At 71.3% G+C, this 19,763-nt stretch carries 20 protein-coding genes; 10 read left to right on the top strand and 10 right to left on the bottom strand.

Annotation, left to right across the window (positions count from 1 at the left end; all coding sequences use genetic code 11):
* Positions 1–471 carry a hypothetical protein gene (locus O3597_RS11790; RefSeq protein ID WP_281604171.1) on the bottom strand — a complete coding sequence of 157 codons (471 nt, stop codon included), beginning with the start codon at positions 469–471 and terminating at the stop codon, positions 1–3.
* 219 nt (positions 472–690) lie between these two features.
* On the opposite strand from O3597_RS11790, the gene O3597_RS11785 reads away from it, so the two are divergent.
* Positions 691–1,392: a hypothetical protein gene (locus O3597_RS11785; protein ID WP_281604170.1), complete on the top strand. Its 702-nt coding sequence runs from the start codon at positions 691–693 to the stop codon at positions 1,390–1,392.
* Between the two features lie 15 nt (positions 1,393–1,407).
* Positions 1,408–1,707 carry a hypothetical protein gene (locus O3597_RS11780; protein WP_281604169.1) on the top strand — a complete coding sequence of 100 codons (300 nt, stop codon included), beginning with the start codon at positions 1,408–1,410 and terminating at the stop codon, positions 1,705–1,707.
* Between the two features lie 129 nt (positions 1,708–1,836).
* On the opposite strand, the gene O3597_RS11775 is transcribed toward O3597_RS11780, so the two are convergent.
* Together O3597_RS11775 and O3597_RS11770 are read right to left on the bottom strand one after the other, a co-directional pair.
* Positions 1,837–2,367, bottom strand: coding sequence for a hypothetical protein (locus O3597_RS11775; RefSeq protein WP_281604168.1), 531 nt, complete (start codon positions 2,365–2,367; stop codon positions 1,837–1,839).
* Positions 2,364–3,122: an XRE family transcriptional regulator gene (locus tag O3597_RS11770; RefSeq protein WP_281604167.1), complete on the bottom strand. Its 759-nt coding sequence runs from the start codon at positions 3,120–3,122 to the stop codon at positions 2,364–2,366. Before O3597_RS11770 ends, O3597_RS11775 begins: the two co-directional genes overlap by 4 nt.
* Before the next feature lie 150 nt (positions 3,123–3,272).
* Here O3597_RS11770 and O3597_RS11765 point away from each other — a divergent pair, with 150 nt between their 5' ends.
* Both O3597_RS11765 and O3597_RS11760 read left to right on the top strand, forming a co-directional pair.
* A complete protein-coding gene (locus O3597_RS11765; RefSeq protein ID WP_281604166.1) occupies positions 3,273–3,443 on the top strand; it encodes a hypothetical protein in 171 nt (56 codons plus the stop codon).
* Positions 3,430–4,632, top strand: coding sequence for a helix-turn-helix domain-containing protein (locus O3597_RS11760; RefSeq protein ID WP_281604165.1), 1,203 nt, complete (start codon positions 3,430–3,432; stop codon positions 4,630–4,632). Before O3597_RS11765 ends, O3597_RS11760 begins: the two co-directional genes overlap by 14 nt.
* Positions 4,633–4,654: 22 nt before the next feature.
* Here the strand turns inward: O3597_RS11760 and O3597_RS11755 are convergent, their stop codons facing one another.
* From O3597_RS11755 to O3597_RS11745, 3 genes are read right to left on the bottom strand one after another with little or no spacing between them, the layout of a single operon-like run.
* Positions 4,655–5,731: a zinc-binding dehydrogenase gene (locus tag O3597_RS11755; protein WP_281604164.1), complete on the bottom strand. Its 1,077-nt coding sequence runs from the start codon at positions 5,729–5,731 to the stop codon at positions 4,655–4,657.
* Positions 5,728–7,146 (bottom strand): aldehyde dehydrogenase family protein, encoded by a 1,419-nt coding sequence (locus O3597_RS11750; protein ID WP_281604163.1) that lies wholly within the window; start codon positions 7,144–7,146, stop codon positions 5,728–5,730. The genes O3597_RS11755 and O3597_RS11750 overlap by 4 nt, the downstream gene beginning before the upstream one ends.
* 43 nt (positions 7,147–7,189) lie before the next feature.
* Positions 7,190–7,855, bottom strand: a complete 666-nt coding sequence (locus tag O3597_RS11745; protein ID WP_281604162.1) for a TetR/AcrR family transcriptional regulator — start codon at positions 7,853–7,855, stop codon at positions 7,190–7,192.
* An 89-nt stretch (positions 7,856–7,944) separates the two neighbouring features.
* On the opposite strand from O3597_RS11745, the gene O3597_RS11740 reads away from it, so the two are divergent.
* The 5 genes from O3597_RS11740 (at position 7,945) to O3597_RS11720 (ending at position 12,350) form a co-directional block, all read left to right on the top strand.
* Positions 7,945–9,093: an acyl-CoA dehydrogenase family protein gene (locus O3597_RS11740; RefSeq protein WP_281604161.1), complete on the top strand. Its 1,149-nt coding sequence runs from the start codon at positions 7,945–7,947 to the stop codon at positions 9,091–9,093.
* Positions 9,094–9,117: 24 nt separating this feature from the next.
* Positions 9,118–10,290, top strand: coding sequence for an acyl-CoA dehydrogenase family protein (locus tag O3597_RS11735; protein WP_281604160.1), 1,173 nt, complete (start codon positions 9,118–9,120; stop codon positions 10,288–10,290).
* Positions 10,287–10,751, top strand: a complete 465-nt coding sequence (locus O3597_RS11730) for a MaoC family dehydratase (RefSeq protein ID WP_281604159.1) — start codon at positions 10,287–10,289, stop codon at positions 10,749–10,751. Before O3597_RS11735 ends, O3597_RS11730 begins: the two co-directional genes overlap by 4 nt.
* Entirely contained in the window at positions 10,748–11,686 is a 939-nt protein-coding gene (locus O3597_RS11725) for an AMP-binding protein (RefSeq protein WP_281604158.1), read from the top strand. The genes O3597_RS11730 and O3597_RS11725 overlap by 4 nt, the downstream gene beginning before the upstream one ends.
* A 145-nt stretch (positions 11,687–11,831) precedes the next feature.
* Complete coding sequence (locus O3597_RS11720; protein WP_281604157.1) at positions 11,832–12,350, top strand: GNAT family N-acetyltransferase; 519 nt, start codon at positions 11,832–11,834, stop codon at positions 12,348–12,350.
* Positions 12,351–12,396: 46 nt separating this feature from the next.
* On the opposite strand, the gene O3597_RS11715 is transcribed toward O3597_RS11720, so the two are convergent.
* Entirely contained in the window at positions 12,397–14,259 is a 1,863-nt protein-coding gene (locus tag O3597_RS11715; RefSeq protein ID WP_281604156.1) for an adenylyl cyclase, read from the bottom strand.
* Between the two features lie 242 nt (positions 14,260–14,501).
* Positions 14,502–15,968 (bottom strand): PepSY domain-containing protein, encoded by a 1,467-nt coding sequence (locus tag O3597_RS11710; protein ID WP_281604155.1) that lies wholly within the window; start codon positions 15,966–15,968, stop codon positions 14,502–14,504.
* Positions 15,969–16,187: 219 nt separating this feature from the next.
* Between O3597_RS11710 and O3597_RS11705 the strand changes: the two genes are divergently transcribed.
* On the top strand, positions 16,188–16,898 hold the full coding sequence (locus tag O3597_RS11705; RefSeq protein WP_164447058.1) for a class I SAM-dependent methyltransferase: 711 nt from the start codon (positions 16,188–16,190) through the stop codon (positions 16,896–16,898).
* Positions 16,899–16,917: 19 nt separating this feature from the next.
* On the opposite strand, the gene O3597_RS11700 is transcribed toward O3597_RS11705, so the two are convergent.
* Positions 16,918–18,087 carry a 4-hydroxybenzoate 3-monooxygenase gene (locus tag O3597_RS11700; RefSeq protein WP_164447057.1) on the bottom strand — a complete coding sequence of 390 codons (1,170 nt, stop codon included), beginning with the start codon at positions 18,085–18,087 and terminating at the stop codon, positions 16,918–16,920.
* 18 nt (positions 18,088–18,105) lie between these two features.
* Positions 18,106–19,566 (bottom strand): benzaldehyde dehydrogenase, encoded by a 1,461-nt coding sequence (locus O3597_RS11695; RefSeq protein WP_164447056.1) that lies wholly within the window; start codon positions 19,564–19,566, stop codon positions 18,106–18,108.
* Positions 19,567–19,763: the final 197 nt, after the last annotated feature.

Genomic DNA, 19,763 nt, shown 5'->3' with positions numbered 1-19,763 from the left:
CTAGCTGTCCCGCCCGGTGGACGCGGAGATGTAGGCATGGAACGCCGCGACTTCTTCGTCCCGCATGGTCGGTGCGAAATCGAGGTGCTCGCTGGGATGTATGCCGGTGCCGGAACCGGTCACTGTCACGAACCAGGCACCCTCAGCACCGAACCAGTGCGCCTGCCCCAGACGGCCGACCTGCTCAGCCTCCGACGGGTCGTCCGGGTCTGTCGCTGCAACGATGCGCACCCACTGTCCGTCCCGCCCGTAGGGTGGTCGAGGGAACTCGATGCCGGCGTCCACTCGGATGCTGTCCGCCGGCACACCGAACAGGCGGGCCGCACCGGCGCGGGCCAACGCCAGCACCTCGCTGGTCTTGGAGGTCCGACCGATCTCCACCTCACCGTCCGGTCCGTCAACCAGTACCGCATATGAGCGGTCCGGCTCGTGGCGAACCCGCGCCCGCACGGCGATCGTTTCCTCCCTCATCCGCTGATGATGCCGCACCCCCAGGTATACGTTGCATCGGATATCGAGCCTGGAGTGTCACACGATCCGAGCGCCGATGTGGTCTGATCTGCATCACCGTGCCAACAATCGCGCCCCGGAACGTCTAGTGCAGACACTGTTGCCGCAGTTCGTCGCCCCCCGTGCGAACTGTCAGCTCGGTATGATCCCCTGCACTCACAGGGATCGGGGGGTCACGGGATGTCGCGGCGCAAGACGGTCGTGTTGATCTTGGCCGTCGCAGCGGCGCTGGCCGGCTGTGGTGCGGGCGGGGCCGGGGTCGGCGGCTCCACCAATTCGCCCGCTGGCCCACCTACCGTCTCCGTTCCGATGCAGAGCACGGCCGCGTTGGATGGGCCCTCCTCCCTGCCGATCGATCCGCTCGAGGTCTTCAAACGCAATGTCACGTTGGCTGCCGAGTCTTGTGGCACCTGCCGGGGCCAGAGAAGCATCAACCTGACGCCCGCAGAACGAACGGCGGCGATCCGGCGGCTCATCGACGATTCGAACGAGAACTTCCGACTCAGCGAAGCCAACGCCGACGCCGCGTTGCGCGGCCCACAGGACACCCGACCGCAGGTGGCGGGGCCGGGCGGCGAAGGGGCGGACGTCACCTTCCTCGGAGCCGGCGGCACTGCGGCGTTCCGGCGGGAGGTCAAGTGTCTCAAGGGGGGCAATTTCAGCGGTGAGATGTCCCGCGCCGCCCGTCAAGTTGAGTACGACGGCGAGGTCTTCGTGCAGATGCCGGCCGGCACCGACGTGGGCCGCCTGCTGCAGCGGTTCTGGGGCGGCCGCACCGATGCAGACCTGGCGAAATACCGGGGTGTCTGGGTGACCGTGCATGATCCGGACGGCAAGCGGATCGGAGCTGGCATGCTGGGACTGCGTGGCATGACGATGTGATTGAGGGGTTCTCGGGTGTCGCTCACCGGCTGGTTGGCCTGTCCGCAGTGCGCCTCGTGTATGGCGCTGGGCACCGCTTACCGGCTGGGGGATCAGCGGATCGGCTATTTCCAGGACGGTTACACCGCCAACTCCGGCCAGCCGGAGTTGACCCGAGCGTTGTGGAAGTTCCTGGCCGATCACGCCACGCACCCCCTGCGGGTGCTGCTGCCCGACACTCCGGGCTACGACGACCTGGACCAGTTCCGGGAAATCGGCGGCGACGAGCGGGGCGACGTTTCCTTCGCCGAGTACCTCGACGGGTGGCCCGGCTGATGATGCCGCCTATCAACGTGCCTGCGGATGGCACAACGTCCCCTCGGCGCGATCGCAGACGACAACAACAGGGAAGTTGTCGCCTCGGAAGGCCCGGAGACGACAGCAACAGGGAAGTTGCTCTCATGCTCAGCCAAGCGTCCCGCCCAGGGCGGCAGCGCCAGGTCGGTTGAGGTGGAGCACCGTGAGGAAGTGCGTGAACGTGGGTGCCACCAGCCGCCACGAGCATTGGCTGGGGGTGGTCCAGAAGTCACTGGCGACGACCCTCGGATCGGCGAGATCGGTGCGGTAGTCCAGTGCTAGGGCGACGTCGGCTCCGGGGTCTCGGTTGACCGCGATGAAGACTGCTCGCTCAGCGTCGAGCCACGGTAGATCGACAGCACGATCCGCTCGACTGCCGCGGGTCACCCGAAACAGCTGCGACAACGGGGCGTCGTCGGCGAAGAGATCCATGGATTCGTTCTCGAAACGCATCCGGTCAAGAGTGCCGGGAAACATCAGGGGATCCCGGAACCAAGGGATGACGTCCTGGAGCCTCTTGGCTCCGGGATGCCGCCAAAGGCCCTGTTCCAGCAAGGTGACCAACGTCGTCGGCAGGAGAAGCCCTCGGACCGCCCAACCCTGCGGATGGGAGCCTTCCTCGGCCTCGCGCACCGTCACCTCGCAGCGTCAATCGTCGCAGTCGTGTTGTATCGGTCGAGGGTTGCTTTGGATGTCGAGGCGTCGCGGAAGATGAGTTCCCACGGGCCGGTGTTGACGTCCATGTCCTTGCCGAACCCGACCCACTTGCCGGCCATCCGTCGACCCGTCGGCTCCGCCAGGAGTTGGATCGCGCCGTGATAGCGGGCACCCCGGTAGTAGCCGTCCGGGTCGGTCTGCTCGACCCAGGTGCCGGTGACGACAGAGCCGTCCATGGTCAGGTCCATCGAGAGAGATGAGGCTGCCGAGCCGGGCAGGCTGCGTGCGGTCAGTCGGTCGCTGTGTTGAAGCACCACGACGAAGTGCTGTCCGGCGAAGGAGTCCCCCCGGCCGCTGGAGTAGTACTGGTAGCGGCTGAGCCAGACCCCCTCGTATGACTGGTGAACCGTAGTCGACCTCGGCGTCGGCGTGGCCAGGCTGGACATGGGAGATGTCAGGTCGTGGCCGCCGTGCGAGTCATCTGTGATCTGTCCACCGGGAACAGCGGCGAAACCTAGCAGCGAGATGGGTAGGCCGGTGACGACCTCCAGCGCGCGGGCGTACACGGGCCGGGGTGCGGCGATCGCGCCGGACTCCCATCGCTGCACAAGCCTCTTGTTGGCGTCGTTGGGCTCGCCGACGCGATGGCCGGCCGCCTGGAGCGCGCGGGCGAAGTCGTCCTGACTCATGCGCATGCCGATGCGGATGGCTCGCAGGGCGGTGTTGGGGGCGTCCATGACCGACACGATAGCGCTGTGTCGCCTTTATGTCGCCACCAATGTGGCCTAGTTGTCGGGCTTTGTGCCGTCGCAGTCGGTGACGTCTGGACGTCACTGTAGACCTGCGACGGCCGGCTTGCCGCCGCGCGTCTGCCGATGGAGGTGGGGATGCAGGGTGACGGCGACGAGCCAGGGGTGAGCTGGGGCGAGCAGATCCAGGCAGCCGAGCGAGAGGCGGCCAAGCGGCGGCTTCTCGCCGAGGCTGAGGCGGAGCGGATCCCGGCGGAGGAGATCACCCGGGCGATACCGGACCGGCGGTGGCGTCGTGGACAGCGTTGAGCTGTTGCCGGTCGGGCGGCGAGTGGCGTATTGGCGGGGGCGGCGGAAGCTGTCGCAGCAGATGTTCGCAGACCGGCTCGGCAAGTCGAAGAGCTGGGTCGACAAGGTTGAGCGCGGAGCCCGATCGTTGGACAGACTGTCCACTCTCCAGCAGATCGCCCGGGTGCTGCGTATCGACACCGCCGCCCTGCTCAGCGGGAACGCCGAACCTGTCGCGGCGACGCATAGCGCCGAGGGTGTCGATCGGATCAGGGCTGCGCTGTCCCGGTATGAGATTCCGTTGGGCATGCCGGCGGGCCTGCGGCCGGTGCTTCCGGTGGACCGGATGCTGCGGGAGGTGGGGCACGCGTGGACGACGTTTCAGTACGCCCGCTACCAGCAGGTGATCGACATGGCACCGGGTCTGCTCACCAATGCACAGCGCACTCACGCCCAAGCCCCGGTCCCGGGTCGAACAGCGCTGGTGGAGGCGTACCGGATTACCGCCGCCCTGCTGGTCAAGCTCGGCGACGCCGAGTTGGCGTGGCTGGCCACCGACCGGGCGATGCTCGCGGCCACCGGTGACCGGCACCTGGTGGCAGCCGCAGCCGTTCAACTCGGTCAGGTGCTACGCATGTCGGGGCGGGCACGGGAGGCGAAGTCGGTGATGCTCGCCGCCGCGTACCGGATCGCCCCGCCGGTGATCGAGTCCGGCACGCCGGCGGAGCTGTCACTGTGTGGAACCCTGCTCATCCAGGCCGCTCTGGCAGCCGCACAGCACGGAAACGAGACGGCTGCCACCGAACTGATCCACGAGGCCGCCAGCATGGCCGAACGGGTCGGCGACGGGCACGACCATCACCACACCGGGTTCGGACCCACCGCCGTCGACTTGGCGCGTACCGCCGTCGCCGTCGAATCCGGCGACGCCCGTGCTGCGATCGCCTGGCACGAGAAGGCCACCAGGCGGCCCGGTTGGCGGTGGCTACCTCCTGAACACCGCGCCGCGCACCTGCTCGACGTCGCCCGCGCCTACCTTCACGCCGACGATGCGACCAACGCTGCCCGGATGCTGATCGAAGCCGAGCGCACCGCACCGGCCGAGGTCTTGCATCGGCCCGCCGCACGGGAAGTACTCGCCGAGATCATCCGTGACCCGCGCGCCCCGACCACGGTCACGCAGCTCGCCGTCTCCCTTGGGGTGGGCTGACCGGAGACGGTCCTGGCCCACTTCAGTCGAACAGGACCACTGTGCGGGCGCCCTCGCCCCGGGCCATCCGGGCCAGCGCCTCCGGTGCCGCGTCGAGGGTGATCCGGTCGGTGACCAGGAAATCGAGGTCGAGGGTGCCGTCGAGCACCGCGCGGGCCAGCTCGGGGACGTCCCGGTCCGGGTCGGAGGAGCCGTACACCGAGGAGCGCAGCGTCCGGGCGGAGTGGAAGATCTCCAGGGCGCTGAGGGCGACCATGTCGTCCTTGCCGCCCATGCCGACCACGATGACCTGCCCGCCGCGGCGGGTGGCCCGCCAGGCGGCGCGGATGGTGGCGGCCCGGCCGACGCACTCGACCGCGTGGTCGACGCCCCGGCCGTCGGTGAGTGTCCGTACCGCGCGGCTGAGGGTGTCGTCGGCGAGCAGGAAGTCCGTGGCACCGGCGGCGTGCGCCAGCTCGGCCTTGGCGGGTGCGACGTCGACGGCGATGACGCGGGCGGCACCGGCGGCGCGGGCGGCGGCGACCGCGGAGAGGCCGACGCCACCCAGACCGATGACGGCGACCGAGTCGCCGGGCCGGACGTCGGCGGTACGGCGGATCGCGCCGACGCCGGTGAGCACCGCGCAGCCGAGCAACGCGGCGGTGGCAAAGGGCAGGTCCGGCGGCACGGCGACCACGGCCTGTTGCGGCACCACCACCTGCTCGGCCAGTGCGCCGAGGCCGAGGGTGACGTGCAGTGGCTCGCCGTCGATGGTGTGCCCGACGGTGGCGGCGGGGGTGCCGGAGCGTTCGCAGAGCCACGGTTCGCCGTGCCCGCAGTACCAGCAGACCCGGCACGGGGGAGCCCAGTCGAGCACCACGTGGTCGCCGACGGCGATCCGGTCGACGTCGGCGCCGACCTCGACCACCACGCCCGCGGCCTCGTGGCCGAGCAGCAGCGGGTACGGCGCGGCGATGGTGCCGTCGACCATGGACAGGTCGGAGTGGCAGACGCCGGCCGCCCGGACCGCGACTCGTACCTGCCCGGGGCCGGTGGCGGGCAGCTCGACCTTTTCCACCCGGGGCGGCGTGCCGACGCCCCGGACCACCAGGCCCCTCACCGTTGGATCGCCTTCACTTCGCAGAACTCCTCCAGCCCGTGTACGCCCAGCTCGCGGCCGAGGCCGGACTGCTTGTAGCCGCCGAACGGGGCGAGCGGGTTGAACGGTGCGCCGTTGATGTCGACGGCACCGGTACGCAGCCGGCGCGCCACCCGCAACGCCCGCTCCTCGTCGCCGGACCAGACCGCGCCGGCCAGCCCGTAGCGGGAGTTGTTGGCGACCCGCACCGCGTGGTCGTCGTCGTCCACCGGGATGACCGCCAGGACCGGCCCGAAGACCTCCTCCTGAGCGAGGGCGCTGTCCGGGTCGACGTCGGCGATGACGGTCGGTGCGACGAACCAGCCCCGCTGCGGGACGGGGGCGTCGGGGCCGCCGGCCACCAGCCGGCCGCCGTCGGCCAGGCCCCGCGCGATGTGGTCGCGTACCCGGTCCCGTTGCTGGGCGGAGACCAGCGGGCCGAGCCGGGTGGCCGGGTCGAGCGGGTCACCGAGCCGGTAGCCGTCGGTGGCCTTGGCGGCCAGGTCGAGGGCCTCGTCGTAACGGTCCCGGTGCACCAGCATCCGGGTCCACGCGGTGCAGGTCTGCCCCGAGTTGAGGAACGCGTTGCCGACGCCCACCTTGACCGCGCCGGCCAGGTCGGCGTCGTCGAGGATCACGTTCGCCGACTTGCCGCCCAGCTCCAGCGCCACCCGGGCGATCCGGTCGGCGGCCAGGTGGGTGATCCGCCGGCCGGTGGCGGTGGACCCGGTGAAGGAGACCAGGTCCACGCCGGGGTGGCCGGCGAGCGCCTCGCCGACCACCGGCCCGGTGCCGGTGACCAGGTTGACCACGCCGGGCGGCAGGCCGGCCTCGGCGATGGCGTCGAAGAGCAGGTAGGCGGTCAGCGGGGTCAGCTCGCTCGGCTTCAGCACCAGCGTGCAGCCGGCGGCCAGGGCGGGCGCGAGCTTGGCGACGATCTGGTGCAGCGGATAGTTCCACGGGGTGATCGCGCCGACCACGCCGACGGGTTCGCGTACCACCAGGGAGTTGCCCACGGTCTGCGGCGCGGGCGGGTGCGCGGCCAGGTCGACGTAGCTGCGCAGCACGGTCAGCGGCAGCCCGGCCTGGACGCGGGTGGCGACCTTCAGCGGGGTGCCGAGTTCGGCGGCGACGGTGTGGGCGATGTCGTCGGCGCGGGCGGTCAGGGCGGCGTGCAGCCGGTCGAGGTGGGCGGCCCGGTCGGCGGGGTCGGTCGCCGCCCAGCCCTCGAAGGCGGCCCGCGCGGCGGCCACGGCCCGGTCGACATCTTCGGCCGTGCCGGCCGGGACGGTGCCGATGACCTGCTCGGTCGTCGGGTTGTGCACCTCCAACGGCTCACCGCCGGCAGCGCGCACCCAGCGTCCGTCGAGGTAGAAGTCGGTCCGTACGGATTCCATGGGCTCCTCACCTCAACCAAAACTAGCGGTGCAAGTTTGGACTCTAGTACGCCGGGCCGTTCGGCGGGAGGGGCGGCAGCGGGCCGACGACGCGTTCGTAGGTGTGCGACAGCCCGTCGAGCAGCGCTTCCAGACCCAGCGCGAAGGCGCCCTCGTCGACCTGGTGCTGGTGCTCGGCCAGGCGGTGGGCCTGACTCAGGTGCGGGTACTGCTCCGCGTAGAGCCCCGGATCCTTCACGAAGCCCTGGGCGAAGGAACTGAGCGCGGAACCCATCACGAAGTAGCGCATCAGCGCGCCGATGTGCGTCGCCCGGGCGGGTGGCCAACCCGCCGCGACCAGCCCGCCGTAGACGGCGTCGGCCATCGCCAGGGCCGCCGGGCGTCGGCCCGGGCCCTGGGCCAGGTGCGGCACGATGTTCGGGTGGGCGGCGAGGGCGGCCCGGTAGGAGTGACCCCAGCGGCGCAGCGCCTCACGCCAGTCGACCTCGCCGAAGTACGACACGTCGACCTGGCCGGTGATGCTGTCCGCGACCGCGTCGAGGATCTCGTCCTTGGTGGCGAAGTGGTTGTACAGCGAGGGTCCGCGTACGCCGAGCGCGGCGGCGAGCCGGCGGGTGGAGAACGCGTCGAGCCCTTCGGCGTCGATCAACGCGGCGGCGGCCTCGACGATCCGCTCCCGGCTGAGCAGGGCCTGTCGCGGCCGGGGCATGGGCGTCCTCCTTCTGGTGGGTGGCTCGCGGGGAACTTTGCCACACCGGGGTCTGGACAGCATAAAACTTGCACCGCTAGTTTATTGCCATGGACCTTCACCTCTCGGCCGAGCAGGTCGCGGTCCGTTCGCTCGCCGCCGACTTCGTCAACCGCGAGGTGGTGCCGCACGCGACGGCCTGGGACCGACGCGAGGCGGTCGACCCCGGGATCGTCGGCAAGCTCGGCGAGGTCGGCTTCCTCGGCCTCACCATCGCCGAGGAGTACGGCGGATCCGGCGGCGACCACCTCGCGTACTGCCTGGTGCTTGAGGAACTCGGCCGGGGTGACTCCGCTGTCCGGGGCATCGTGTCGGTCTCGCTCGGCCTGGTCGCCAAGTCGATCGCCGCCCACGGCACCCCGCAGCAGCGCGAACGGTGGCTGCCGCCGCTCTGCTCCGGTGCCGCGCTCGGCTGCTTCGCGCTCACCGAACCGGACAGCGGCTCGGACGCGGCGGCGCTGACCACCCGGGCGGTCCGCGACGGTGACGACTGGCTGCTCTCCGGTCGCAAGACGTTCATCACCAACGGCACCACCGCCGACGTGGCGCTGCTCTTCGCCCGTACCGGCGGCCCGGGCCACCGGGGCATCACCGCGTTCCTGGTGCCGACCGACAGCCCCGGCCTGAGCCGGTCGGAGATCAAGGGCAAGCTGGGCCTGCGCGGGCAGGCCACCGCCGAACTCGTTCTCGACGCCGTCCGGGTGCCCGACACCGCCCGGCTCGGCGAGTGCGGCGCCGGCTTCAAGCTGGCGCTGGCCACCCTCGCCAAGGGACGCATGTCGGTCGCCGCCGGCTGCGTCGGCATCGCCCAGGGCTGCCTGGACGCCGCCGTCGACTACGCCGGAACCCGCACGCAGTTCGGCAAGCCGATCGCCGGCCACCAGCTCGTGCAGCAACTGCTCGCCGGTATCGCGGTCGACACCGCCGCCGCGCGGCTGCTGGTCTGGCGGGTCGCCGACCTGATCGACCGGGGCCAGCCGTTCGCCACCGAAGCGTCGATGGCCAAGCTGTTCGCCAGCGAGGCCGCCGTCCGCGCGGCCAACGACGCCATCCAGGTCTTCGGCGGGTACGGCTACATCGACGAGTACCCGGTCGGCAAGTACCTGCGCGACGCCCGCGTCGCCACCCTCTACGAGGGCACCAGCCAGATCCAACAGTTACTCATCGGGCGGGCGCTCACCGGCGTCAACGCCTTCTGAATTCGGGAGAGGAACCGTGAGCACATGGACTTCGGGCTGTCCGACGAGGAACGGGCGATCCGCGACACCGCCCGCGACTTCATCACCCGCGAGGTCATGCCGCTGGAGCAGGAGCTGCTGCGCCGCGAGCGAGCCCACCAGCCCGGCCTGGAACGCTCCGAGCTGAGGGAGTTGCAGCTCAAGGCCCGCAAGTTCGGCTTCTGGGGGCTGGCCACGCCAGCGGAGTACGGCGGCATGGACCTGCCGGCCGTCGTCCAGTCGCTGATCTGGACGGAGATCGGCCGCACCTTCGTGCCGTTCCGTTTCGGCGGCGAGGCGGACAACATCCTCTTCCACGCCACCGAGGACCAGCGGCAGGAGTTCCTGCTGCCCACCATCGAGGGGGAGCGGAACTCCTGCTTCGCCATCACCGAGCCGGGTGCCGGCTCCGACGCCGCCAACATCCGGTTCCGGGCCCGCCGCGACGGCGACGACTGGATCCTCAACGGCGAGAAGACCTTCATCACCGGCGGCAACGAGGCCGACTTCGCCATCGTCATCGCGGTCACCGACCCCGAGCGCGGAGCCCGCAACGGCGGGGCGACCGCGTTCCTGGTGGACCGGGCGATGGGCTGGCGGTCGGAGTTCATCCCCACCATGGGCGAGGGCGGGCCCGCCTCGCTGTTCTTCGACGACGTACGGGTGCCGAACCGCAACATCCTCGGCGAGGTCGGGCAGGGCTTCACCCTGGCCATGCAGTGGATCGGCAAGGGGCGCTACACCATCCCCTCGCACGCCGTCGGCATCGCCGAACGCGCGCTGCGGATGGCCATCGACCACGCCAACACCCGGGAGACCTTCGGGTCCAAGATCGGCACCAACCAGGCCATCCAGTGGATGATCGCCGACTCGGAGACCGAACTTGAGGCGGCCCGCTGGCTCATCCTGCGCGCCGCCTGGACGGTCGACGCCGGTCTGGACCCGAGGCACGCCTCCTCGATGGCGAAGCTCTACGGCGCCGGGATGGTCAACCGGGTGGTCGACCGGGTCATGCAGATCCACGGCGGGATGGGCTACACCCGCGAGCTGCCGATCGAACGCTGGTACCGGCAGGTGCGGCTGTATCGGATCTTCGAGGGGACCGACGAGATGCAGCGCCTGATCATCGCCCGCGACCTGCTGCGCGGTTACACGAAGCTCGGAGGGCACCTGGGATGAGAAGCTTCGCCAGCCTCGACGAGTTGGCCGCCGCGGTCGGCGAACGACTCGGCCCCGGTCCGTGGTTCCCCATCGACCAGCGTCGGGTGAACCTGTTCGCCGACGCCACCGACGACCACCAGTGGATCCACCTCGACCAGGAACGGGCGGCGGCCGGGCCGTTCGGCGGCACCATCGCCCACGGCTACCTGACCCTCGCCCTGCTGCCCGCGCTGGTCGGCCGCCTGTACCGGGTGGACGGGGTGCGGATGGGGGTCAACTACGGCCTCAACCGGGTCCGCTTCCCCGCACCGGTACGCGTCGGCAGCTCGGTGCGGGTCGTCGCGACGATCGACCAGGTCAGCCCGTTCGAGGGCGGGGCGCAGCTGGTGGCCACGGTGACCGTGGCGGGCGACGGCGGTGGCAAGCCGGTCTGCGTGGCCGAGACGGTCAGCCGGCTGTACACGGACCCGCCCCGATGACCGCGCTCTCCCCGGCGACCGTGCTGGCCGGTTCCGCCGACCGGCACGCCGACACGGTCGCCGTGATCGACGGCCGGGTCCGGGTCACGTACGCCGAACTGTGGTTGGAGGCCCGCTGTTACGGCGCCGGGCTGCGGGCCGCCGGGGTGCGCGGCGGTGACGCGGTGGCCCTGCTCGCGCCGAACGTGGTGGATTTCCCCCGCGTCTACTTCGGTGCCCTCGCCGCCGGTGCGGTCGCCGTACCGGTCGGCGTACCGGTCGGTCCGCAGGCCGTCCAGCTGGCCCGGGAGGCGCGGCTGCTGGTCTGCCACACCTCGCACCTGGCCGCCGGGCGGCGGATCAGCGCACGGGCCGGCGTCCCGCTGCTCACGGTCGGTCCGAGCCGGGGCCCGTCCGACGTGCCCCGGTTGGAGGATCTCGGCGTCACGCCACCGGGCCAGACCAGCGGGTTCGCCGACGTCAACCCGGCCGGCCGACCTGAGGTGGACTTGGACGACACCGACGTGGTGCTCGGTTGTCTGCCGCTGGGCGGCCGGTTCGGTCAGGCCATCACGCTGACCGGCACCTTCCGGGCGGGAGCGACCCTGGTGCTGCTGGGCCGCTTCACCGGCCCGGCGGCGCTGGATCTCATGCTGCGCGAACAGGTCACCGTCTTCCACGGCACGTCGGCGATGTACGCGGCGCTGCTCGACGCGGCCCGGGGCCGGGATTCGCTGCCCCGGCTGCGCCGCTGGGTCAGCCGGGCACCCCTGCCACCGTCCCTGCGCCAGCGCTTCACCAGCACCTTCGACACGGTCGTCCACGTGGCGGAGGGGGAGCGCGACTCGTCCGGGAGGCCGGATGCGTCCACCGGCCGGGGGCGTACCGCCCGGCGGCTCCGCTCGCGTCGACTGGGCTGCCGCGGTGAGCGGCACCGGCGGGGGCCCGGAAGCTAGTGCGGTGGCCCGCAGCGGTCGCCGGGGTCGGGCCCGACGGCGAGTGGTGCTTCGATCCGCGACCGAAACGGCCGAGGTGTCGGTGCTGCGGTGCGGTTCCGATCGCCGTGCGGGCCGTCCCGGCGCCATCGCCTACGATTCGCCCATGATCCGAGACGAGCCGGCGGGGGCCGAGGTGCGGCTGCGCCCGATGACGGCGGACGACGCCGAGCGGGTACTGGCGATCTACCAGGCCGGGCTGGACGGCGGGAACGCGAGCTTCGAGATCGTCGCACCGACCTGGGGCGACTTCGACGCCGGCCGGCTGCCGGCGCACCGGCTGGTCGCGGTCGACGGGGACGGGCCGGTCATCGGGTGGATCGCCGTGTCGCCCACCTCGGCGCGGGCGGTCTACGCCGGGGTGGTGGAGCACTCCGTCTACGTCGACCCGGCCGCGCAGGGGCGGGGAGTGGCCCGGCTGCTGCTCGACGCGCTTATCGAGTCGACCGACGCGGCGGGCATCTGGACGATCCAGTCCGGTGTCTTCCCGGAGAACACCGCCAGCCTGGCGCTGCACCGGCGGGCCGGTTTCCGGGTGGTCGGCACCCGCGAGCGGGTGGGCCGCCACCACGGCCGCTGGCGCGACGTCGTCCTGCTGGAACGCCGCAGCCCGGTGGTGGACTGAACCGCGTCCGCGGGGACCGGCGAGCCGCCGGCCCCCGCCGGTGGTGCTACGGGTACTGCTCCAGGTAGACCGGAGCGCCGACCCGGTCCATGCCGGCCGCCTCGCCGACGCCGTTGACCACGTGGTCGATGGTGCCGGCGCTGAGGTTCACCGTCATGATGTGGTGCAGCCGGATGCCGGGGCGTACCGGCACCTCGAAGCCGTTCTCGGTGCGGATCGACGGGTTGTTCTGGTTGAACACGTACACCCCGCCACCGTGCAGGGTGTGGTGGCGGACCCGGTCGCCGACCTTGTAGCCGGCCCACCCGTTGACCGTGCCGTTGTGCCAGTCCGCCTGGGTGGGCGGGTCGTAGGGCAGCTCGTTCTGGTAGAGGATCGTGGTGCCGTGCTCACCGTTCCACACGGTGTTGTACCGCTGGAAGTGCTCGACGAACAGGCCGGTGGCGGTGACGTGGTCGCCGTTGACGACGACGCCGTAGCGACCGGTGTTGGTCCGCCAGCGGTCGGTGTCGTCGTTGACGCCTTCGGTGAAGCCCTCGACACCGTGGTCGCCCCGCCACACCCAGGTGTGGTCGATCAGCACGTGGTCGCTGTTGACCTCCAGGGCGGTGTCCGTCTTGCCGATGTGCGGTCCGCCGACCCGGAAGTACACGTCGGACAGCGTGATCGGGTTGCGCGGGGTGCTGTGGTTGCGGCCGTGCTTGCGGCCGACCCGCAGCAGCACCGGTGATTCCTTCAGGCCCGCGTCGATGGTGACCCCGGCGACGACCACGCCGGGCACCCCGGCGACGTCGAGCGGTACCGCGCCGTTGACCGCGGTCAGGGTGGCGTGCCCGATGCCGAGCACGATCGTGTCGGGCCGGCGGACCTCGATGCTGCGGGCCACGTCGTACACCCCGGGGGTGAGCAGCAGGTGCCGGCCCCGGGCGAGTTCCCGGTTGATGACGTGCACCGGGTCGGACGGCCGGGCGACGAAGAAGTCGCTGATCGGGATGGTCCGCCCCGGCGTCATCCGGTCACCCCAGGTGATGCCGCGCGTGTCCCGGCGTACGGCCGGCACCCGGACCTGGTACTTGCCCCTGGCGTCGACGAACAGGTACGGCTTCTCCCGGCTCAGCGGGGTGGTGTCCAGCGTGGTGTACGGCGGGTCGGGGAACCCGGCGTCGTCAGGCGCGCCGACCACCCCGGCGAACACCTGGTTCCACACGGCGTTGGACCAGCTCTCGACCTCGCTGTTGCGGGTTAGCCACTGCTGCTGCGAGCCGTTGGTGGTGGCCGGCAGCCGGGAGTCGGCGATGAAGCCGCCACTTGCGTACTGCGGCCCGTTGGTGCAGTAGTCCATCAGCGACAGGCCGCCGCCGCTGATGTCGAGCCGACGCATCGACACCGCCTGGGACACCGCCCAGAAGTTGGCCGAGGCACGGCAGTCGTCCTGGCCGGCGGCGTTGATCCGCAGCGACAGGTTGCTCAGCGTGCGCCAGAAGTTGACCAGCGCGATGCAGTTGGCGGTGCCGCCCTCGGTGAGGCACCGGTTGTACGCCTCGACCTTGCCGTTGATGACCACGTCGGTGGGGGAGGCCCCGAGGCCGGAGATCTCGGTGTAGTAGCCCACCTTGATCTGGAGTGGCTGGTCGGCCGTGCCGTAATGGCCGGGCCGGAACAGGTAGGCGTGCCGGGTGGTGCCCATCTCGTTGTCGACCTGTGCGGCGTGCGCCGCGTCGAGGGTCGCCTGGATCTGGCTGACCGGCATGCTCGGGTCGAAGATCGTGACGTTGGGACCGAAGGTGGGGCCGGTCGGTCGGGGCGAGCCTGCGCTGACCGGGGTGTTCGTGGCGACCGCGGCGGTGGTCAGCACCAACCCGAAGGCCAGTGCTCGACCGAGTCGCCGCTGTGGTGGTGGGGTCGGCATGCGTTCGTCCTTCCCGTCGGGCCGGTCAATGGCGGACCCGACGACACGATGGACCAGGGCGTGTGAGAGCGCTCTCTCATCAGGCTGACTTGTATCACGGTGTGAAGAAACGGGGACGAGATGTTTCTACCCCGTAACGCCGCCGTGCGCCATGCCCCGAAGCGGGTGAATCCACGATCGACACCGTTCCGGCGGAACGTCGACGTCCGGAGGGCGAGCGTCCCGCCGGAACGGCATCGAGGTCACCCGGCCGAGGTCGGGGCGGGATCGCCTCGGCGGCCGGCACGTCGGCGGGCGAACGCGCCGACGACGACGTCGGCCACGAGGAAGCCGAGCAGCGGGATGCCGAACCAGGGCAGCGCCCAGCCGACCGCGACGATCACCGGCACGCCGAGCAGCACTGCCCACCAGGGCAGACCGCGCAGGCCACCACGCGCCGGTGGCGCGCCCACCGGGGCCCGCCGGTCAGCCCGGGTCGGGCGGCGCTGCCACCACATCCGGTAGCCCCACACGATGACGCAGAGCAGACCGACGGCCAGCGCGGCCAGCAGGATCTGGTTGACCACGCCGAAGAGCAGCCCCATGTGAGCCTGTACGCCCAGGGCGCTGAGCTTGGCCAGCAGCGACCAGTCGGCGTAGTCGTTGCGGGCGGTCACCGTGTTGGTGCCCGGGTCGACGGCGACCTGGTCGAACCGCACCGGCCAGACGTTGTCGGTCTGGGCGACCGCCCAGGCGGTGCCGGGCGTGCCCGGGCTGATCTCGACCGGCCCGGACAGGCCCGCGTCGCGGGCCACCGCCAGGACCTGGTCGAAGGTGGCCGGATCGGCTGCCGCCGACGGTGCCGCGCCGCCGTGCTGGTGCTCGCCGCCACCGGGGCTCGGCGCACCGTCCAACGTGGTGGACAGCACCGGCCTGCGGGCGTCGAGCGCGTCCAACCCGGCGCCGAAGTTCGCACCGGCGAAGCGGGACCAGGTCAGCCCGGTGGCGGCGAGGAACAGCAGGCCGATGGTGAGCCAGACGCCTGTGGTGGCGTGCCAGCCCCGGGTCCGCCGGACGCCCCTGCTGGTGGAGAGGTCCGGCACCAGCAGGTGCTTGGCGCGAGCGCGTCCGTTCTGCCGGCGACGCCACCACAGGATGACCCCGCCGAGCGCCAGCACCCAGAGCCAACTGGCGGCGATCTCGGAATAGTGCCGTCCGAGGTCGCCCAGGTGCAGGTTGCGGTGCAGGTCGTCGAGCCAGGTGGTGGCCGGGGTGGAACCGAACCAGGTGGTGAGCTGCCCCTGTACCGCGCCCGTGTACGGGTCGACGTAGACGGTGTGCTGCTTCTCGCCCAACTCCTCCAGCGCGAAGACCACCCGGGTCGTCTGGTCGCCCGCGCCCGGCGCGACCGTCACCAGGTCGCCGTCGGGGTGGGCGGTCCGGGCGGCGGCCACCTGCTCGGCCAGCGGTCGGGGCTGGTCGCCGACGCTGGCGACGGTGAGCTGGTCGCCGTAGAGAAGCTGGTCCAGCTGCGGCGTGACGGTGTACGCCAGGCCGGTCAGCGCGGCGACCACCAGGAACGGGGCGATCAGGACACCGGCGTAGAAGTGCAGGCGCAGCAGCAACGCCGCCAGCGGCGCGCCGCGTCGTGATGATCGGGCGGGCGCCGCGGGTACCGGGCCGGGGAGGGACTCCGGCGCGGACTCGCCGGACAATTCGGTCAGAGACATGCGTGTTCCGATCGGGTGAGGAGGTCATGCTGCGGACCTGGCCCGTGCCCTTCGGGTCAGTGCTGCCGGCCGTCGCCCGGATGCCCGCCGCTCGATCACCTAGTCGGACGACGGACCGTGCTGGTTCCCGGGACCGGCGACTCCGCGCGATCGTCCGCTCGCGGCCGACTCGCCCCGACGTCGGCCGGGTGCCGGCGGTCCGGGAGGTACCCTCGGCCGGTGTTCTCGCCTCACGGCCCGTCGCTACGGGAGCTGTGCGTCCAGGCGCTCTCCTCGGTGGAGCGTGGCTACGACCTCCTGGCGCCGAAGTTCGATCACACGCCGTTCCGTACGCCGGACAGCGTTCTCCGCGCGACCACGCAAGCGCTGTCCGATGTCGGGTCGTTCGACCACGGGCTGGACGTGTGCTGCGGCACCGGCGCGGGAATGCAGGTCCTCAGCTCCCTGTGTCGGGATCGGATCACGGGCGTGGACTTCAGCGCCGGGATGCTCGCGCAGGCGCGCCGCGCATTCCCGGACGCCAGCTGGGTGCGGGCCGACGCTCGGGCGCTGCCGTTCACCGAGGGGTTCGATCTCGCGGTCAGCGCCGGCGCGCTCGGGCATTTCCTGCCGGAGGAGCGGCCCACGCTCTTCGCCGGGGTCCACCGGGCGCTGCGGCCGGGTGGGCTGTTCGCCATTCCGATCGGCACGCCGTCGCCGCGTACCTCGGTCTCGCACTGGGTCACCCGCGGGTTCGACCTGACCATGCGGGTCCGCAACGCCGTGTGGCGTCCACCGTTCGTGATGTACTACCACACCACCAGCCTGTCGGCGCTGCGTGACGACCTGACGGCGGTCGGCTTCACCGTGACCGACACCGCCCTGACCGGTCTGGGTCAGCACCCCGGCGGCAGCCCACGGTTCCGGCTCATCCTCGCGCGCAAGCGCTGACCTCCGTCGCCTCCGGCGTTCAGACCTCGGGCAGGCCGACGTAGTTCTCGGCGAGGCTTGTCGCGTACGCCGGGGAGGTGGTGACGTAGCGCAGGGTCGCCGATTGGAGCTTCGCCTCGTACGGGTCGTCGGCGTTGAGCCGGTGCAGCATCGAGGTCATCCACCAGGAGAACTGCTGTGCCCGCCACACCCGGCGCAGCGCGGTACGCGAGTAGCCGTCCAGCAGGTCGGTGCTGCCGTCGGCGTACCAGGCGGCGAAGGCGTCACCGAGCAGCGCGACGTCGGCAAGCGCCAGGTTCATGCCCTTGGCCCCGGTCGGCGGCACGATGTGCACCGCGTCGCCGGCCAGGTACAGCCGCTGCCACTGCATCGGCTCGACCACCAGGCTGCGCAGCGGAGTGATCGACTTCTCCAGCACCGGACCCTCGTTGAGCGTCCAGTTCGGCACCGTCTCCAACCGGGTACGCAACTCGGCCCAGATCCGCTCGTCCGGCCAGTCGGCGATGTCCTCGTCGGCCGGCACCTGGAGGTACAGCCGGGAGATCTGCGGCGAGCGCATGCTGTACAGGGCGAAACCGCGTTCGTGGTGGGCGTAGATCAGCTCCTCCACGGCAGGCGGGGCGGCGGCGAGGACGCCCAGCCAGGCGAACGGATAGGTGCGCTCGTAGGTGGTCAGCACCCCCTCGGGCACGGCCGGCCGACTGATCCCGTGGTAGCCGTCGCAGCCGACGACGAAGTCGCAGTGCAGCTCCTCGGCCCGGCCCTGGTGCCGAAAATGGATCACCGGGGCGGTGTCCAGTCCGGACAACCGGTCGGCGGGTGCCTCGAACAGGATCGTCCCGCCGGCCGCCAGCCGGGCGGCGATCATGTCCTTGACCACCTCCTGCTGGCCGTACACGGTGATCGCCCGGCCGGTCAGCTCGGTCATCGGCACCCGGTGCGACTCGCCGTCGAAGCGCAGCTCGATGCCCTCGTGCCGCAGCCCTTCCCGGTCCAGGCGGGCCCCCAGGCCGGTGTCGCGCAGCAGGTCGACCGAGCCCTGTTCGAGCACGCCCGCGCGTAGCCGTTGCTCCACGTACTTCCGGCTGCGGCTCTCCAGCACCACCGAGTCGATGCCGTGCCGGTGCAGCAGGTGCGACAGCATGAGACCGGCCGGTCCCGCTCCGATGATGCCGACCTGGGTACGCATCCATGCCTCCTTGGGGCCCTAGAACGGGTAGCGGGTGATGTCACCCTGCACGGTGAGCCACTGCGTCTCGGTGAACGCCTCGATGTTCGCCGCCGGCCCACCGAACCGGGAGCCGGTGCCGGAGGCGCCGACCCCGCCGAACGGCGCCACCGCCTCGTCGCTGACGGTCTGGTCGTTGATGTGCACGATGCCGCTGGGGATGCGCTCGGCCAACGCCATCGCCTTCATCACGTCGCGGCTGAGGATGCCCAGCGACAGGCCGTACTCGCTGGCGCCGGCGAGTGCCGCCGCCTCGTCCAGGTCGGAGAAGCTGAGCACCGGGGCGACCGGGCCGAAGACCTCCTGCGCGTACGCCGGGGTGTCCGGGGTGACGTCGGCGAGCACGGTGGGCCGGTAGAACAACCCGTCGTAGCTGCCGCCGGCGGCCAACCGGGCGCCCGCGTCCACGCTCGACGTGACCAGCGAGTGAATCTTGTCGCGTTGTGTCTCGTCGATGATCGGCCCGAGCGCCACCTGCTCCTTGGCGGGGTCGCCGACCGGCAGGTGGTCGGCCTTGGCGGCCAGCTCGGTGACGTACCGCTCGGCGAGGCTCTCGTGCACCAGGTGCCGGCCGGTGGTCATGCAGATCTGCCCCTGGTGCAGGAAGGAACCCCAGGCCCCGGCCGAGACGGCGAGGTCGAGGTCCGCGTCGTCGAGCACCACCAGGGCGGAGTTGCCGCCCAGCTCCAGATGCGCCCGCTTCAGGTGCCGGGCGGCGGCCGCACCGACCTTGCGGCCCGCGGCGGACGACCCGGTGAAGCTGATCACCCGTACCCGTGGGTCGGCCACCAGCGCCTCGCCGGTGGCGACTCCGCCCGGCAGCACGTGCAGCAGTCCCTCGGGCAGCCCCGCCTCCTCGAAGACCCGGGCGATGGACAGCCCACCGCAGACCGCCGTACGCAGGTCCGGCTTGAGCACCACCGCGTTGCCCAGCGCCAGCGCCGGGGCGACCGAGCGGATCGCCAGGATCAGCGGAGCGTTGAACGGCGAGATGACGCCCACCACGCCGACGGGCAGCCGGCGGGCCAGGCTCAGTCGGGGCTGAGCGCTCGGGATGATCTCACCGAGCGACTGTGAGGGCAGCGTCGCGGCCTCGTAGCACTCCTGCGCGGCGGTGCCGGTCTCCAGGTCGCCCTTCGGCGGGATCGACCCGGACTCGCGGACCACCCAGTCGCCGACCTCGGCGGCGTGCTGCTCCCACAACGCACCGGCCCGGCGCAGCACGGCGGCCCGCTCGGTGTAGCTGGTGGCGGCCCAGGCCCGCTGCGCGGCGGCGGCCCGGATGCTGGCCCGCGCGACGTCGTCGGCGTCCGCCACGCCGATCTGGCCGATCTCCTCGCCGGTGGCTGGAGCGCGGACGGCAGCGGTGCCGCCGGCCGACCGTACCCAGCCGTCGCTGTAGATCCGGCCGTGCCAGGTGTCGGTGTCGAGCAGGGGCATGGTGATCCTCCTTGCGCCGCAGGTGGGACAGCCACGGGCGGGTGGCCGGCGGATGGTCCGGCCACGCCTGACACGTGCGGCGGCCCCGGCGGTGACCCGGGCCGGTCGCGCGTCGCTTGTTCGCCTGCCGAACAAGCGTTCTCATCAAGGACATTTGCACGGTACCCGATCCGCGTCAACGGATCGCCGCAACATTT

This window comes from Verrucosispora sp. WMMA2044 (genome assembly GCF_027497155.1).
In the GTDB taxonomy this organism is placed as follows: Bacteria; Actinomycetota; Actinomycetes; order Mycobacteriales; family Micromonosporaceae; genus Micromonospora; species Micromonospora palythoicola.
This window is presented reverse-complemented; position numbering and strand designations above follow the sequence as displayed.

Bases quoted from the DNA above. Each gene is read 5' to 3' on its own strand.
- O3597_RS11790 (WP_281604171.1), bottom strand. From the start codon at position 471: ATGAGGGAGGAAACGATCGCCGTGCGGGCGCGGGTTCGCCACGAGCCG.
- O3597_RS11785 (WP_281604170.1), top strand. From the start codon at position 691: ATGTCGCGGCGCAAGACGGTCGTGTTGATCTTGGCCGTCGCAGCGGCG.
- O3597_RS11770 (WP_281604167.1), bottom strand. From the start codon at position 3,122: ATGGACGCCCCCAACACCGCCCTGCGAGCCATCCGCATCGGCATGCGC.
- O3597_RS11765 (WP_281604166.1), top strand. From the start codon at position 3,273: ATGCAGGGTGACGGCGACGAGCCAGGGGTGAGCTGGGGCGAGCAGATC.
- O3597_RS11750 (WP_281604163.1), bottom strand. From the start codon at position 7,146: ATGGAATCCGTACGGACCGACTTCTACCTCGACGGACGCTGGGTGCGC.
- O3597_RS11745 (WP_281604162.1), bottom strand. From the start codon at position 7,855: ATGCCCCGGCCGCGACAGGCCCTGCTCAGCCGGGAGCGGATCGTCGAG.
- O3597_RS11740 (WP_281604161.1), top strand. From the start codon at position 7,945: ATGGACCTTCACCTCTCGGCCGAGCAGGTCGCGGTCCGTTCGCTCGCC.
- O3597_RS11735 (WP_281604160.1), top strand. From the start codon at position 9,118: ATGGACTTCGGGCTGTCCGACGAGGAACGGGCGATCCGCGACACCGCC.
- O3597_RS11730 (WP_281604159.1), top strand. From the start codon at position 10,287: ATGAGAAGCTTCGCCAGCCTCGACGAGTTGGCCGCCGCGGTCGGCGAA.
- O3597_RS11725 (WP_281604158.1), top strand. From the start codon at position 10,748: ATGACCGCGCTCTCCCCGGCGACCGTGCTGGCCGGTTCCGCCGACCGG.
- O3597_RS11720 (WP_281604157.1), top strand. From the start codon at position 11,832: ATGATCCGAGACGAGCCGGCGGGGGCCGAGGTGCGGCTGCGCCCGATG.
- O3597_RS11715 (WP_281604156.1), bottom strand. From the start codon at position 14,259: ATGCCGACCCCACCACCACAGCGGCGACTCGGTCGAGCACTGGCCTTC.
- O3597_RS11710 (WP_281604155.1), bottom strand. From the start codon at position 15,968: ATGTCTCTGACCGAATTGTCCGGCGAGTCCGCGCCGGAGTCCCTCCCC.
- O3597_RS11700 (WP_164447057.1), bottom strand. From the start codon at position 18,087: ATGCGTACCCAGGTCGGCATCATCGGAGCGGGACCGGCCGGTCTCATG.
- O3597_RS11695 (WP_164447056.1), bottom strand. From the start codon at position 19,566: ATGCCCCTGCTCGACACCGACACCTGGCACGGCCGGATCTACAGCGAC.